We start from the raw sequence: 15,976 nt of genomic DNA on the forward strand, positions 1-15,976 counted from the left end.
TAAATATATACTTATCAGCTATTTATACCTATTACTTAATATAATCTCTCCTATCTGAGTAAATTCGTCTCAAGTACCAAAATAATTACAATAAACAAGCATAATTTTTATGCATGTGCTGTACGTTTGCACCCGCTGTAACGGTCTATTGCAGTACAATATTCAACATAATTAATGAAATGCCCCATTAACGGGAGGATTTTTCAATGATATTTATCGTGTGGTTGGTAGCAATAGGAGCGTTGGCTTTTGGCATGGCCAGGGCTCAGTGGTCATATGTAGTGTGGACTGCTGTACTAGGGGGTGCTCTTTTAGTGCTCTCCTTGTCTCCATTTCTAGGCGGGGTTGCCATGTGGATACTCTGGATACTATTCATCCCACTTGCATTGCTAAATGTAGAGAGTGTACGCATTTCAATGTTAAGCAAACCGATGCTTGCCTATGTGAAAAGAATTTTACCGCCCATGTCGGATACCGAGCGTGATGCCATTGAAGCGGGAACCGCCTGGTGGGAAGCTGAGTTATTTCGTGGTAATCCTGAATGGGATCAACTTTTAAAACATGAAACTTCTGAGCTTTCAGTGGAAGAGCAAGCTTTTTTAGATGGGCCGGTAGATGAACTTTGCGCCATGATTGATGATTGGCAAGTTACCAATGAGTTAAATGATTTAACACCAGAAACCTGGAAATTTATTAAGAAAAATAAATTCTTGGGAATGATCATCCCGAAAAAATACGGTGGCTTAGAATTTTCAGCCATTGCCCATTCATCTGTTGTAATGAAAATCTCCACACGCAGTGGTACGGCCGGGGTATCCGTAATGGTGCCGAATTCACTCGGACCTGCTGAATTGTTATTACATTACGGTACAGAAGAACAAAAGAATCATTATTTACCACGCTTAGCCGTCGGCAAAGAAATTCCATGCTTTGCATTGACCGGTCCAAAAGCAGGTTCGGATGCAGGGGCAATTCCAGATACAGGTGTAGTGTGTAAAGGCAAGCATGAAGGCAAAGAAGCGTTAGGGCTTAGATTAAATTGGGAAAAGCGGTACATCACCTTGGGCCCCATTGCGACAGTCTTAGGTTTAGCATTTAAAGCGTATGACCCTGATGGTTTATTAGGTGATCAGGAAGATCTCGGTATCACGTGCGCACTTATTCCCACAACAACTCCGGGAGTTGAAATAGGTAATCGACATAACCCACTTAACTCTGCCTTTCAAAACGGCCCGAATTGGGGTGAAGATGTTTTTATCCCAATGGATTGGATTATTGGCGGGCAAGACCAAATCGGTAAAGGCTGGCGCATGTTAGTGGAGTGCTTATCTGTAGGACGTGGTATTTCTTTACCTGCACTAGGAACAGGCTCAGGTAAGTTTGCTAGCTATATGACAGGTGCCTATGCGGCAGTACGTAAACAATTCAATGTGCCGATTGGAAAATTTGAAGGTGTCGAAGAAGCGTTAACGCGAATTGGTGGTTTAACCTATATGATGGAAGCAGGGCGAAGATTAACAGCTTCTGCAATTGATCATGGAGAAAAACCATCTGTAGTCACTGCAATTCTTAAATATCACAATACCGAAGGGATGCGCCAAGTTATTAATGATTCGATGGATGTGCACGGTGGACGCGGTATATGTATTGGTCCGAGCAATTATCTTGCACGGGCATATCAGTCAATTCCAATTAGCATTACGGTAGAAGGTGCTAACATTCTTACCCGCAGTTTAATAATTTTTGGTCAAGGTGCGATGCGTTGTCACCCGCACTTGATTGAAGAAGTCACCGCAGCTTCACTTGAAAATAAACAAGAAGGTTTAAACCGGTTTGATCAAGCGTTATTCAAACATCTTGGCTACGCAGTATGCAATGGAGCAAGATCATTTTTATATGGGCTTACACGAAGTCGTTTAGCACCAAGCCCTATCGAAGGGCCTACGCGTGGTTACTTTAAACGCCTTGCAAGAATGAGTGCGAGCTATGCATTTGTATCAGACTTTGCCATGTTGTTTTTGGGCGGCGGTTTAAAACGTAAAGAAAAACTATCAGGTCGTTTTGCTGATGCGTTAAGTTATATGTATCTAAGCTCTGCCATATTAAAGCGTTATGAAGACACGGGTCGTCCAGCAGAAGATATGCCTTTTGTTGAATGGAGTACGAAATATTGTTTATACAATGTTCAAGACGCATTAGATGAAATTTTAAGAAACTTTCCATCGACGATAGTGGGCCAAGTTCTACGGTTAATTGTTTTCCCAACTGGGAAAAGTTTGCGTTATCCTAATGATAAAGTTGGGCATGAAGTCGCTAAACGATTAATTGTGCCATCTGAAACCAGAGATCGGTTAACGGATGGTGTGTATAAAACGCTTGACCCTAAAGATCCAATCGGTTGTGTTCAATATGCGTTCCAGGCGGTTACTGCTGCAAAAGATGCTGAACGTAAACTCAAAAAAGCACGTATTCGTCCTCCAGAATTAGGCAGACCAACTAAATGGTTAGAAGATGCGGTGGCGCAAGGTGTGATAACTCAAGAAGAAGCAACATTGGTAGAGGTTTCTCATAAAGCTACACGAGAAGCCATCATGGTAGATGACTTTCCACCTAAGAAAGTTGCAGCAAAACGAAAAGCAACTAAAAAAGCAGCGTAAAGTAAATGTCAGATGTAGAACTAGGCGGTGCCATTAAAAGGCTCGAAAATTTCGAGCCTTTTAAAATGATGCAGGTTGAAATTTTGAAACTCACTCCAGATTGGCGATCCATAAAACTTTTGTTGCCGCTTTCTAAGGCGGCTACGAACCATCAAGGTACCATGTTTGGTGGTTTCATGGCATCACTCGCAGATCCTGTGGCTGCACTTTCGTGTGGAAAACTATTTCCAGGTTATGCAGCTTGGACACGCAAACTAACAATTGATTTTTTACGTGCGGGCACCACTGATTTAGAGCTACATTTTGATTTCCCTCCTGATCTAGAGCCCATCATTAAAAAAGAGTTAGAAGAAAAAGGTCGCAGCACCCTCACATTTACTTATGCGTATCATTTAAAAGACGGATCACTCTGTGCAGAAGTAAAATGCACAGTTGCCATACGTCCACAAGGTTATATGAAGAAGTAGGCAATTATATAAGGAAAAGTCTTTGGTTTCCCATTATTTTGTTGATTAAGCGTTATAAGTCCCTATGAAAACTATCCTTGAATTTTCACCGATAATTCTATTTTTTATAGTTTACAAATTATCAGATATTTATTATGCCACAGCAGCATTGATGATTTCTTATGCTGCACTTGTTTTAGTGATGTGGCTAAGTAAGCGTAAGGTAGAAAAAATACATGTTATTAGTTTAATTGCATTACTAATATTTGGTGGGATGACGCTTACCTTTAAAGATCCATTATTTATCAAATGGAAACCAACCGTTGTAAATTTTATATTGGGTAGTGTTTTTTTGGTCAGCCCATTAATGAAATCTGTGAACATTGCAGAACGCATGATGGGCAGCGTGTTTGATTTGAGTCAAGAGCTTTGGCAGAAAGTTAATCTGAGCTGGATTATTTTCTTTTTTGTGAGTGGTCTGCTTAATATTATAGTGGCCTATACATGCGAGGAATCAACCTGGGTGAATTTCAAACTATTTGGTTTAACTGGGATAGGTATTATTTTTATGGCAGGTTTGTTTCTTTCTCTGCGTAAATATATTTAGTAACGGTAAAGGGGTATTGGTGAGGATGATGTGTGCATGTCCGCAATAAAATATAAATTAAAATACTCCAAATTAAGCAAATCACATAGTACTTACTAACTAAGGTGGTGTTGTCTTACTTTTTACTATAATTTTTTATAAAAAGTATGTTGCATAAAAAAGCCCCTGAATAGGGGCTTTTTTAATTCTAGATTTAGGCGGGGTTACTTCTTGTTCTTAAAGTAACGAATACCTACAACAGCTGCAATACCAGCTGCGAGCAAGCCTAGAGTGCTTGGCTCAGGTACTGATACAGGACCATCGCCATTACAATAAGGTTCGCAGTCTGATAAAGTTCCAGCAAAAGCTAGGTTGTTTAAAGCTAGCAAAGCTATGCCAGTTAGAATAGTTAGTTTTTTCATATTATTTCCTCCCTAAAATTAAGAGCTAGTATTTATATGCTCTATAAACTGATATCAGGTAAAAAGTTAATAGATATAACCTCTTACTAATTGAATCATAGGTCTGGGTTAAAATAATTTCAACCTGTTATGCATAGGCTAATTTAGTTAGATTTGGTTCATAAGTTTTAAAAAACTACTGTTTATGAATTACTTACCCACGTAAGCGTATGTGAAATGAGCCTTAGTGGAATACATTATTCAACAATAATAATAGTGAAAAGAGCATATCGTATTGTGATTAAACTGCATTTTTAAAGTTGTTTTTTAATAACCTCGTTTAAATGCTTGTATTTATGTAACTAGTATTTAGATGTAATGCAGGAATGAGTTTGGCGAATAAGTCTAGGGAATATCAGATCGTTTAGTTTCATTTGTTGAATCCGGTCATTTTGCAAAAGGCATCCAAAGTGATCGCCATACTGAAATAGCTTTTATATTTCTGTATTCCTTCAAACCTAAATTTTCAATGCTATTGCCAGGACTGGGTTCAATTCGTAACGTGCCTAACAAACGATCCCAGATCGAAAAAATCGTACCATAATTGTTATCGTGATCTTCTCGAGGAACGGTGTGGTGAATGCGGTGCAACGTTGGTGTGATCAATATCCAACGAGTTTTATTTTCAAGAAATTTAGGTAAGGTGATTCTGCTGTGTTCAATATAATTCATAAAAGCTACAAACAAATAATTAATTAACAAAACGATTGGAGGCAAACCTAATAAGCTGATAACTGCGATAAAAAATATAGAGTTTAAAATAATTTCAAAAGGGTGGAAACGCCAAGCATTGGTAATATCGAGATCAAAATCACAATGATGTACTTTGTGCATTTTCCATAAGGAGTCATAGTGGTGGTACATGCGATGTGTTGCATAATGCATTAAGTCTATAGTTAACACACCAATTGCAATGGCAAACAGAATAGGGAAGCTGTAATGGTTAAAAAGACCTATGTTTAATTGTTCGGCTGCATAAGCTGTTAACAGAGCAGTAATCGGGCCTGTAAATTTATTTAATGCGAAAATTATTATATAAAATAAAATATTATTTGCCCAGCGCGTACGCGTGAAGTGATCAAACTTGCTGGCAGGGTTTAATGATTCCAAAACTGCAAGCACTAAGAATGTGCTAAGGACAACGAATGTAGCATTGTGCTGTAGCCATTCTGTAATATTAACTTCAGTCATATTCGTTTATTTTAAATGAAAACTAATAGTATAGATGCTTGTTGCTTTATTGGTTTCACGTTCAAAAAACATTTTACAATTATTCTGACAAGCTTTTTCCATATTAAAGCCACATTTATGTATAAAAGTATATGAATGGACCGTCGAAAGTTTTTAATTAGATCTTCTTTATGGGTTGGGGCCGTAAGCGCTAGTGGTTTTTATTGGGTACATCGATGGCACTACATTGTGATTCATCACAGTGCTGGAAATTATGGGAATATCGAGTTTTTACAAAAAGTACATCGACAACGGCAAGCGGGAGATCCTATTGATGCCATTCCGTATCATTACATTATTGGCAATGGAAATGGTCTAGGCATGGGGATAGTTAACAGTGATTGGAGGAATGATTACAAGCTTTGGGGTATGCATGTATCGGCTAATAATGTGGACCGTAATTATCGTGGTGTGGGGATTTGTTTAGTCGGCAATTATGAAAAACAAAGTGTGCCTGAACTACAGTATCAATCACTCCTTGCCTTAACGAAAAACCTGATGGCGACGTATAGCATTGGCCCTAATCATGTAACCGGTCATGGCCATACCGATGGGGAGTCTACGAAGTGTCCGGGTAGGTTTTTTCCTATGGAGAGATTTAAGAAGGAGATTAGCTAATTGAACCAATCTTATGAAAGTTAAGGTGTTTTTAGTTGCAAATGCAGCTTTTTAGATCTTCGAATCTTAGTATGTTGCATGGTCCTTAATTCACCACATATTAGCACGGTCACTGTCGAAGCCAATATTCCAGCAGTCCATTTGTGTTGTTCCTCAGCTTATTCGATTTCCATGAATAACGAGGTCAACTGGCGCTGTAACTCGGCCATTTATCGTTATTGGAATGAGTGAAATATGTGAAATTATTACAATTTAGCCTGAAATATAAGGTTAAATTTATGAGCAACGTATCCACATACACTGTGATCAGTACTGGCGAAATTCATGACGATTATGGATTAGAAGAGGTTCTGAGTAGCTTCGCAATGTTATTTAAAACCACTCCTGAGAAAGCGGGTACTTATGTGGGTGTGCAAAAGATTTTAAAGAAAGATCTGGAGCTCACTAAAGCTCAGGCATTGAAGTCACGCCTTGAAAGTATCGGAATGGTGATTGCATTAAAAGAACATAAACCCGTAGCCCGCACAGATTCGATGTCATTGTCTATTGAGGACAAGGCCCCGATTAAAGCGGATACAACCATGACATGCCCTAAATGTGATTTGCGACAAGAGAAGGCAGAGCAATGCTCAGGTTGCGGGGTGTATGTAGAAAAGTTATTAGCGCCATCCGCTAATGATACCGTGATTGGGCCCTCTACTGTTATTGGTCAACCTGCTATAACAGAAACGCCTACCGCAACTACAACTGAATCACCCACAACCTCAACAACTGTTACTTCAATACAAGACGGCGACTCATTGAAAATGAGCGGCATAGTCGCTGCTGCCGTTGCGGCGGTAATTGGCGCGTTGCTTTGGAAATTCATCACAGTGTTTTTTAATTATGAACTGGGTTTTATTGCTTGGGGGATTGGACTTGGTGTTGGGGTGGGTGCTGCGATGTTTAATTCCAAAGGAATGTCAACCGGAATTATTTGTGGCGTTTTCGCGTTGCTTGCCATATTAGGTGGAAAGTATATGGCGATACAGTCTTTTCAAGATACGTGGGCCAATGATATTTCTACCGCTATTGAAGGCCAGGAAGTAGAGTTTGAAGAATATTACCAACAAGATTTAAAAGCCGCAGAAGCATTTAGTGATGGTGTTGAAAGTAAAGAGGAATTAATTAAATTCATGAATGAGCATGGGTACTCTGAATTCTATGAAGTAGAAAATATCACGGATGAAGAAATTGCTGATTTTAATGAGTATGTAGTGCCTCACTTGAAAAAGATTGCTGAAGAACAACCAAGCTTTGAAGAATGGGCTAAAGGTAGTTTTGGAGATGCGCTTAATGATGTTTCAACAATGGAGCTTGTGAAATCGGATATAGGGATTATGGGAATTATATTTTTGTTTCTTGGTGTGGGAACTGCATTTAAAATTGGCAAAGGTGATGAGTAATTATTGAATTGATTTAGAATACGTAGGTATTGGGGATTATAAGTAAGAAAGTGCGGTCTTAAAATTTGTTCTATGATTTTAAATCAACGCAAAGATTTTAATAAAACATAGACCGCACCCGTTCCTCCATCGTTTTGTCTTGCGGAACAAAATGCAAGTATCTCATTACGTTGTTGTAACCATGTATTCACCATTGGTTTTAGCTTGGGTCCTTGATTGTTGGAACCATACCCTTTGCCATGAATGATTCTAACGCACCGAATGTTTTCTTCTCTTGAAAGCTGAATAAATTTTGCTAAAGCGATCTGCGCTTCGGGTCGAGTGTAGCCATGTAGATCTAATTCAGCACCAATGCTGTATTGACCTTTTTTGAGTTTTTTAAAAATACTTTTTTGAATGCCGGAGCGGCAAAAAGACAAACTGTCGCCAGGCTGTAAGTCTTCCACTTCTAGACTAACTTCTAAAGACTCTTGCAATACGCGCTGCTCATCTTTAATGGTTTCTTTAGGAATAGGGTCCGGCTTAGGCTTAGGAGTGTGTATATCAGCGCGGTTATGCTGTTCTCCCGGTAATGGCTTTACATTGTCTAATAGGTCGGCAAAGCTTAAGTCATCCTGTGATTTTGAGTCTCCTTTGGAGTCTTTAGGCTCAGACATTAGTAAATTTCCATTTTAGTGTTTGAATTTGCTACTATTTCTCTCACGGTACTAAGTAGTATTCAACCTGCCGCTTGTATTAATTTTACCCTTTTATGTAGCAATACACATGCACCTTTTATTAAGTAATGATGATGGCATACATGCCAGTGGTCTTAGATTATTGGCTGAAGCCTTAGCGCCACTGGGAAAAATTTCTGTGGTGGCACCTAACCGTAACCGTAGTGCAGCCAGTAATTCTTTAACGCTAGAGCGACCGATTCGTGCTCAAGAGGTTGCCGATAATTGGTATAGCGTGGATGGCACGCCCACAGACTGTGTGCATTTGGCGATTACAGGCTTATTGAAAGATGAGCCAGATATTGTAGTGTCGGGAATAAATGCTGGCGCCAACCTAGGGGATGATGTGATTTATTCAGGAACGGTAGCGGCGGCAATCGAGGGTCGTTTCTTAGGGTTGCCTGCAGTGGCCATCTCGATTGCATCCTTTCAACCTAAGTATCTGCAGGATGCAGCACAAGTGAGTGCGGCAATGATTAAAAACCTTACCGAAAATTCTTTACCTAGTGATGTAATTATTAATATTAATATACCGGACATTGCAAAAGACGAACTGAAAGGGGTGCAAACCACTCGTTTAGGCAATCGACATAAAGCTGAACCGGTTATTGAAGCAAAGGATCCACGCGGCAAGCCTATTTATTGGGTAGGTGCTGCAGGACCTGAACAAGATGCTGGCATTGGTACTGACTTTTATGCAGTGAATAATGATTATGTTTCGGTTTCTCCTATGCATTTGGATCTAACGCATTACAAAGCAATGGAAGATGTTGAAAAGTGGGTATCTAGCTGTGAACTCTAAACATCAAGCAGGCATTGGTATGACTTCTCAGCGCACGCGAGATCGGTTAATTACTCGCTTAGAAGAAAAAGGGATTACTAATGATCAAGTGCTTGAAGCGATGCGCATGACTCCAAGACATTTGTTTGTAGATGAAGCATTGGCTTCACGCGCTTACGAAGACACTGCTTTACCCATCGGACATAAACAGACTATCTCGCAACCCTATGTAGTGGCACGCATGACCGAGGCGATTATAAAAGATGGTATTCCTAAAAAAGTGTTAGAAGTAGGCACAGGTTCTGGATATCAAGGTGCCATTCTTGCCGCACTTATTAAAGATGTGTACACGGTAGAAAGAGTGGAGCCTTTGTATCAACAAGCTAGACGGCGCGCGATGGAGCTTGGTATACGAAATATTAGATTTAAACTTTCAGATGGTGCATGGGGATGGGAAAGTTATGCACCTTATGATGCAATCGTAGTTACCGCAGCACCTAAAGAGATCCCGGATGCCCTAATAGATCAGTTAGGCGAAAATGGACGTTTAGTCATTCCGGTGGGAAAAACTTCTGAAGTTCAAGATTTAATGCTATTGCATAAAACTAAAGATGGAATAATAAAAGAACGACTTGATGGTGTGAGTTTTGTGCCGCTCATACAAGGAAGTGTATGAATTTCTTTGATGTAAGAGTTTAGTAAAGTGAAATTATTCACGAAACTTTATGAAAAAGTGATGGGTTGGTCAAAGCATCCACATGCTTCGTATTATTTGGGTGCATTAAGTTTTGCAGAATCATCTTTCTTCCCCATTCCACCCGATGTAATGTTGGCGCCGATGTCGGTTGCACGTCCGAATCGAGCTTGGTGGTATGCATTTTTAACGACCATTACCTCTGTGTTAGGTGGTGTTCTTGGTTACTTTATTGGCGCATTTGCGTTTGAATATATTGATCCTTGGTTACAAACTTCTTCATATTTACCAAAATTTGAAACGGCAAAAGAGTGGTTTGCTGAATGGGGCGTTTGGGTAGTGTTTGTAGCGGGGTTTTCTCCGATTCCATACAAGTTGTTTACGATTACTGCAGGCGTGCTGTCTTTAGCACTTATTCCCTTTATTGTTGCGTCTTTTATAGGTAGAGGATCACGATTTTTTCTCGTTGCGGGTATTCTTAAGTATGCTGGCCCTAAGCTTGAGCCTTTAGTGATGAAATATGTTGAATGGATTGGCTGGATTACGGTCTTATTACTCATTGCCGTAGTCATCTATTTTAAATATTTACATTAATGTTCAACCCAACGCGAAAAATAATAACGGTTTTTCTTTTATTATTCCTTTTATTTTTCTCTTTATTATTCTTGGTATCGTGTGTATCGAATCGTAATAGCGATGTCTATTATGATTATGATCACGGTTATCATACGGTTTTAAAAGGTGAAACATTATATTCCATAGCATTTAGGCATGGAGTAGATTATAAAAAAATTGCACGTTGGAATGGCATACGCAAGCCTTACACCATCTATGCAGGACAACGTCTTAAACTATCGCCATCGCAAGCCACATCTAAAACGTATCAGGCTAAGAGTAAAACGAGTTCTACTAAAAGGACTTCAACAAGCAAAAAATCTACGACTAAAAACACTGTAACAAAGCCTGCTAGCAAACCCATTAAGCATGATTGGAATTGGCCAACCAAAGGTGCAGTCATTAGAACTTACTCGTCTCGATCTGGAGGCAATAAAGGTATTGATATCGGTGGCAAAATTGGTCAACCGGTGTTAGCGGCATCATCTGGCAAAGTGGTGTATAGCGGTAATGGTCTGGCGAGTTATGGAAATCTAATCATCATTAAGCATAGCGAACAATTTATAAGTGCTTATGCGCATAATAAAAAACTTTTTGTAAAAGAGGGTGGTGAAGTAAAACGTGGCCAAAAAATTGCCGAGTTGGGCAACACGGGAACTTCCGAGGCAAAATTACATTTTGAAATTCGTTATAAGGGGAAGCCTGTAGATCCTATTAAATATTTACCAAAAAACTAATTAGTTTTCTAAAATATAATTGCAGCAGTGGCTTTTCTACCTTCTGCGACCAAAATTCCATAGGTTCTGCATGCTGCACTCGTGTTCATCGTTTCCAAACCAATTTGATGTTGTGCGAATAAAGCAATAATTTTTGGTTCAGGAAGGATTAAGGTTTCACCGGTACCCATAATTACGATCTCTGGTAGACCATTTTCGGGGTGATTATCTAGTATCGATGCCAGAGTGGTTTCACTTAACTGTGATATATCAGTTACTTCCCATGGCGATATTAAAGTATCAGGACTTACGATTACACTTTTATGGTGAGGCTCGTGGTTGATGAGCACACAATCAGATTTGTATCCTGTGATCATAAATTTAGCATCAGCAATATCTTCGGTAATATCCATCAGAAGGGGGCCGCTTTGTAGTTAGTTTATAGGTGAATGGGTTGGGCAGATGTTGGCTAATCGCGTATTATACTCAGCGCTTATTAGGATAGATGGATTAGATGGAAGATTTTCCCAGAATATCACGGCTTCCCCCGTACGTTTTCAATATTGTAAATGAACTTAAAGCCAATGCGCGCGCGCGTGGCGAGGATATTGTGGACTTTGGCATGGGCAACCCTGATAAGCCTGCCCCTAAGCACATCACGGATAAGTTGGTTGAGGCCGCTCAACGTGAAGACACTCACCGCTACTCCTTATCTCGCGGTATCCCTCGATTACGTAGAGCCGTAGCAGACTGGTATCTTAGAAAATTTAATGTAGAAATTGATCCAGAAACAGAAGCTATTGTAACCATAGGTTCAAAGGAAGGTTTAGCGCATCTAACGCTAGCCACTTTAGGCCCAGGTGATGCTGTATTAGTGCCCAATCCTGCTTATCCGATTCATCCGTACGGTTGTGTGATTGCGGGTGCTGACATTATCTATGTGCCATTGACTGAAGATTCTGATTTTTTCTCAGAATTGGAAAAAGCGATTGAGGATTCGTGGCCAAAGCCGAAGATGTTGATTGTAAATTTTCCGGGCAATCCCACTACGCAATGTGTCGATCTCGCCTTTTTAGAGCGTTTGGTTGCGATAGCTAAACTACATAAAATGTGGCTGGTGCATGATATTGCCTACGGTGAGATTACGTTTGATGGCTATGAAGCACCCTCCATACTTCAGGTGGAAGGGGCAAAAGACATTGCGGTTGAGTTTTACTCTCTATCGAAAACTTACAACATGCCAGGTTGGAGAGTTGGGTTTATGTGTGGTAATCCAACGTTAGTCGAGGCACTATCACGCATCAAATCTTATCTGGACTATGGGATGTTTACCCCTATTCAAGTAGCTGCGATTGAGGCATTGAACAGTCCGCAAGAGGTGATTGATGAAGTACGTGATACTTATAAAAGAAGGCGTGATGTGCTTTGTGAAGGTTTGTGTAATGCTGGCTGGCAGGTTGAAAAGCCTAAAGCTACGATGTTTGTTTGGGCAAAAATTCCTAAAGAATACGCCCACCTTGGTTCCTTAGAGTTTTCTAAGAAGTTGTTAGAGGAGGCTAAAGTGGCTGTGTCGCCGGGAGTGGGATTTGGTAAGTATGGTGACACCCATGTGCGATTCAGCTTAATCGAGAATGCGCATCGAACTCGACAAGCTGTTCGGAATATTAAAAAGATGCTTAAAAATAAATAGTCGTAATCGTTAGTTAAAATTATCACGTATATATAAGAATATGTCTGCATTAGAACCAGTAAAAGTGGGTGTTTTAGGCCTTGGTACCGTTGGCAGTGGTACTGCTAATATTTTAATGCGCAATGCGGATGAAATTGCACGGCGTGCAGGTCGAGGTATACAAATTACTATCGCCAGTATGCGCGATACTAAAAAGACACGTGCATGTGATACTTCTTCAATAAAACTTACAGAAGATTCAAATAAAGTTGTTACTGACCCGAACGTTGAAATTGTGCTGGAACTTATCGGCGGCACAGATGAGGCAAAAGATTTAGTGCTTAAAGCGATTGAGCACGGCAAACATGTGGTGACTGCAAACAAAGCTTTAATTGCGCTGCATGGAAATGAAATTTTTCAACACGCACAGGAAAAAGGTGTAACTGTAGCATTCGAGGCTGCTGTTGCTGGCGGTATTCCAATAATCAAAGCTATTCGTGAAGGTTTGGCTGGAAATTCTATTCAATGGTTAGCTGGAATTATTAATGGAACTGGCAATTTTATTCTTACCGAAATGCGCGACAAAAGTCGTGACTTTGATGATGTTTTAAAAGAGGCACAACAACTAGGCTATGCGGAAGCAGATCCTACCTTTGATGTTGAAGGCATAGACGCCGCACATAAATTAACAATATTAGCTTCGATTGCATTTGGTGTGCCATTGCAATTTGATAGTGTCTATACAGAAGGTATCACTGAAATTACTCGTGAAGATGTTGCCTATGCAGCAGAGCTAGGGTATCGCATTAAACATCTAGGTGTTGCGAAGCGAACTACGAAAGGTCTAGAACTACGTGTGCATCCAACCTTAATTCCTCATCGAAGACTGCTCGCTAATGTCGATGGAGTGATGAACGCTATTGTAGTAAAAGCCGATGCATTAGGTCCGAGTTTATATTACGGCGCAGGTGCAGGTGCTGAGCCAACAGGTTCTGCAGTTGTTGCTGATTTGGTAGATGTCGTTCGAGCGTTGACTTCAGATCCTGAAAACCGAGTGCCACATTTAGCCTTTCAACCAGGTGCATTATCAGACATTCCTATTTTACCCATGGATGATGTGTCGACAGCTTATTATTTGCGTATTCACGTACAAGATCGTCCAGGCGTACTAGCAGAAGTTACACAAATATTTGCTGATCATGCGATCAGTATTGAAGCGATTATTCAAAAAGAACCGCAAGCTAATATATCTAGTGTACCTATTGTTATACTTACTCATGAAGTAAGTGAGCAAAATATGAATAAAGCTATTTCTGAAGTAGAAAAGTTAGAAGCCGTTACAAACAAAGTTATGCGTATTCGATTAGAGACGCTTTCGTAATATATTCCTCAAATATTTAGTATGAAACAAACACACTACACAGGACTTATCGACCGCTATCGCGACATATTGCCACTAGCAGCAGATTGCAAAGTCATTAGTTTATGTGAAGGAGATACTCCTCTCATAGAATGCCATAACATTAAGCAAATTAAAGAAAGAGAAATTAAACTATATCTTAAATTTGAAGGCTTAAATCCAACTGGATCATTTAAAGATCGCGGCATGACCGTTGCTGTAACGCAAGCCGTTTCTGAAGGAAGTCGAGCTATAATTTGCGCGTCTACAGGGAATACTTCAGCCTCTGCGGCAGCCTATGCCGCACGCGCAGGAATTAAAGCATTTGTACTTATCCCAGATGGCAAAATAGCGATGGGGAAACTAGCTCAAGCGATGATGCATGGTGCAACCATTATACAAATACACGGAAATTTTGATGATGGCATGCGCTTGGTAAAAGAAGTGGCTAATGAGGCACCAGTAAATATTGTTAATTCAATTAATCCATATCGCTTACAAGGTCAGAAAACTGCAGCTTATGAAATTGTAGAAGCGTTAGGGCGATCTCCTGATTTTCATTGCATACCGGTGGGTAATGCAGGAAATATTTCTGCACATTGGACAGGTTATGCAGAACTTGCAGCGAGTTCAGGAGAAGAAGTTACAAAAGCTTGTGGATATTGTAATGGTGATTGCCAATTTACAGGTAAAAGTAGCACTTCAAGCCGGCCTAAAATGTTGGGTTATCAGGCTGCGGGCGCAGCACCCTTTATTAAAGGCGCCATGGTTGATAATCCTGATACTGTTGCTACCGCTATTCGTATCGGACACCCGCAAAGTTGGGACTTGGCGCAAGCTGCAGTTAAAGAATCTAGTGGTTGGTTTAATTCGTTTACCGATGAAGAGATTTTGGCAACACAAAAACTACTAGCAACAAAAGAAGGTGTTTTCTGTGAGCCAGCTTCTGCAATTTCAGTTAAGGGTGCTTTGCATGATATAGAAGCCGGAAATATACCTAATGGCAGCACGGTAGTGTGTACCGTTACAGGGCATGGATTAAAAGACCCTGATATTGCTATCAAACAGAGTGAAACTGAAATGATAACTATAGACGCAGAATTAAATGCTGTGAAGCGCGCTATTCTAGATAAGATTTAGAATTAAAAGCTAATTAGATAGTAACAGATAACATTTTCTTGCTATTTCATCCAATCAGCTGGGTTTAGGTTGTCAGCTTGTTCCCAATTAAAATTATTTTTTAGTTTTTTGCTAAGTGGCTTCATAGTTTCTATGTATTTTTCTCGGCTGATGGTTTCTGCCCCTAAACTTGTTAAATGCGAAGAAGGCAGCTGACAATCGAGTAACGGAAACCCCCAATAGTGAAGATGCATCGTTAAGTATGCTAATGCTACTTTTGAAGCATTAGTTTCAAAACTAAACATTGATTCGCCGTAAAACATTTTCCCTATTAACACGCCATATATTCCACCTACTAAACGTTCTTCTTGGTCCCATAGTTCAATTGAGTGCGCATGCCCGATCAGGTGCAGATTATAATAGGCATGCACCATTTCATTTGTAATCCAAGTGCCTCGTGCATAGCTTCTAGGTGTTGCACATGCTGTAATCGTTTTTTTAAAGTCTCCGTCGAAAGTGACGGTCCAATTATGTTTGCGTAGAGTTTTTCTTAAGCTGGTGGAGATTCTAAATTTATCGGTATATATAACGCCTCTTGGGTTTGGCGACCACCATAAAATAGGTTGTCCATATTCGTACCAGGGAAAAATGCCATTACGGTAAGCATTTAAAAGCCTGATTTCACTAAGATCTCCGCCTGCTGCAAGTAAGCCTTCCGGATCCATTAATGCTTGGTCAACGTGAGGGAAGGGTGTTTCCGTGTTTATAGGATCTAGCCAGGTGATATCCACGTTAGTATTCTAATCTTGATGGGATTGTAATGA

General features: G+C 40.1%; 17 protein-coding genes. 12 read left to right on the forward strand and 5 right to left on the reverse strand.

Translation table 11 applies throughout. The features are described from left to right. The first annotated feature begins 206 nt into the window (after positions 1–206). The 3 genes from GKR92_02740 (at position 207) to GKR92_02750 (ending at position 3,710) form a co-directional block, all read left to right on the forward strand. Entirely contained in the window at positions 207–2,657 is a 2,451-nt protein-coding gene (locus GKR92_02740; protein ID QMU60668.1) for an acyl-CoA dehydrogenase, read from the forward strand. A 5-nt stretch (positions 2,658–2,662) separates the two neighbouring features. Then, the gene (locus tag GKR92_02745) at positions 2,663–3,124 is read left to right on the forward strand and encodes a DUF4442 domain-containing protein (protein ID QMU60669.1); all 462 of its coding nucleotides are present in this window, start codon (positions 2,663–2,665) and stop codon (positions 3,122–3,124) included. A 64-nt stretch (positions 3,125–3,188) separates the two neighbouring features. Further along, complete coding sequence (locus GKR92_02750) at positions 3,189–3,710, forward strand: septation protein A (GenBank protein ID QMU60670.1); 522 nt, start codon at positions 3,189–3,191, stop codon at positions 3,708–3,710. A 203-nt stretch (positions 3,711–3,913) separates the two neighbouring features. On the opposite strand, the gene GKR92_02755 is transcribed toward GKR92_02750, so the two are convergent. Then, a complete protein-coding gene (locus tag GKR92_02755; GenBank protein ID QMU60671.1) occupies positions 3,914–4,111 on the reverse strand; it encodes a PEP-CTERM sorting domain-containing protein in 198 nt (65 codons plus the stop codon). A 426-nt stretch (positions 4,112–4,537) separates the two neighbouring features. Further along, the gene (locus GKR92_02760; GenBank protein QMU60672.1) at positions 4,538–5,341 is read right to left on the reverse strand and encodes a hypothetical protein; all 804 of its coding nucleotides are present in this window, start codon (positions 5,339–5,341) and stop codon (positions 4,538–4,540) included. A 135-nt stretch (positions 5,342–5,476) separates the two neighbouring features. Between GKR92_02760 and GKR92_02765 the strand changes: the two genes are divergently transcribed. Next, a complete protein-coding gene (locus GKR92_02765; GenBank protein QMU60673.1) occupies positions 5,477–5,998 on the forward strand; it encodes a hypothetical protein in 522 nt (173 codons plus the stop codon). A 278-nt stretch (positions 5,999–6,276) separates the two neighbouring features. Next, a complete protein-coding gene (locus tag GKR92_02770) occupies positions 6,277–7,443 on the forward strand; it encodes a hypothetical protein (protein QMU60674.1) in 1,167 nt (388 codons plus the stop codon). 83 nt (positions 7,444–7,526) lie between these two features. On the opposite strand, the gene GKR92_02775 is transcribed toward GKR92_02770, so the two are convergent. Then, a complete protein-coding gene (locus tag GKR92_02775) occupies positions 7,527–8,099 on the reverse strand; it encodes a DNA mismatch repair protein MutS (GenBank protein QMU60675.1) in 573 nt (190 codons plus the stop codon). A 109-nt stretch (positions 8,100–8,208) separates the two neighbouring features. On the opposite strand from GKR92_02775, the gene surE reads away from it, so the two are divergent. Genes surE through GKR92_02795 form a run of 4 tightly spaced genes read left to right on the forward strand, consistent with a single transcriptional unit; the run spans position 8,209 to position 10,986 of the window. Further along, positions 8,209–8,961: a 5'/3'-nucleotidase SurE gene (surE, locus tag GKR92_02780; GenBank protein ID QMU60676.1), complete on the forward strand. Its 753-nt coding sequence runs from the start codon at positions 8,209–8,211 to the stop codon at positions 8,959–8,961. Further along, positions 8,927–9,616 carry a protein-L-isoaspartate(D-aspartate) O-methyltransferase gene (locus tag GKR92_02785; protein QMU60677.1) on the forward strand — a complete coding sequence of 230 codons (690 nt, stop codon included), beginning with the start codon at positions 8,927–8,929 and terminating at the stop codon, positions 9,614–9,616. Before surE ends, GKR92_02785 begins: the two co-directional genes overlap by 35 nt. 27 nt (positions 9,617–9,643) lie before the next feature. After that, positions 9,644–10,228, forward strand: a complete 585-nt coding sequence (locus GKR92_02790) for a DedA family protein (GenBank protein QMU60678.1) — start codon at positions 9,644–9,646, stop codon at positions 10,226–10,228. Continuing rightward, positions 10,228–10,986 (forward strand): peptidoglycan DD-metalloendopeptidase family protein, encoded by a 759-nt coding sequence (locus GKR92_02795; GenBank protein QMU60679.1) that lies wholly within the window; start codon positions 10,228–10,230, stop codon positions 10,984–10,986. Before GKR92_02790 ends, GKR92_02795 begins: the two co-directional genes overlap by 1 nt. A gap of 8 nt (positions 10,987–10,994) precedes the next feature. Here the strand turns inward: GKR92_02795 and GKR92_02800 are convergent, their stop codons facing one another. Next, positions 10,995–11,378, reverse strand: a complete 384-nt coding sequence (locus GKR92_02800; protein ID QMU60680.1) for a hypothetical protein — start codon at positions 11,376–11,378, stop codon at positions 10,995–10,997. A 101-nt stretch (positions 11,379–11,479) separates the two neighbouring features. Here GKR92_02800 and GKR92_02805 point away from each other — a divergent pair, with 101 nt between their 5' ends. The 3 genes from GKR92_02805 to GKR92_02815 are packed head-to-tail and all read left to right on the forward strand — an operon-like array spanning position 11,480 to position 15,173. Continuing rightward, on the forward strand, positions 11,480–12,655 hold the full coding sequence (locus GKR92_02805; protein ID QMU60681.1) for an alanine transaminase: 1,176 nt from the start codon (positions 11,480–11,482) through the stop codon (positions 12,653–12,655). A 40-nt stretch (positions 12,656–12,695) separates the two neighbouring features. After that, positions 12,696–14,015 carry a homoserine dehydrogenase gene (locus tag GKR92_02810; protein ID QMU60682.1) on the forward strand — a complete coding sequence of 440 codons (1,320 nt, stop codon included), beginning with the start codon at positions 12,696–12,698 and terminating at the stop codon, positions 14,013–14,015. Between the two features lie 21 nt (positions 14,016–14,036). After that, positions 14,037–15,173, forward strand: coding sequence for a threonine synthase (locus tag GKR92_02815; GenBank protein ID QMU60683.1), 1,137 nt, complete (start codon positions 14,037–14,039; stop codon positions 15,171–15,173). Between the two features lie 41 nt (positions 15,174–15,214). Here the strand turns inward: GKR92_02815 and GKR92_02820 are convergent, their stop codons facing one another. Further along, positions 15,215–15,943, reverse strand: coding sequence for a leucyl/phenylalanyl-tRNA--protein transferase (locus GKR92_02820; protein QMU60684.1), 729 nt, complete (start codon positions 15,941–15,943; stop codon positions 15,215–15,217). Positions 15,944–15,976 lie beyond the last annotated feature (33 nt).

The sequence above is a fragment of the Gammaproteobacteria bacterium genome (genome assembly GCA_014075255.1).
Lineage (GTDB): Bacteria > Pseudomonadota > Gammaproteobacteria > UBA4575 > UBA4575 > JABDMD01.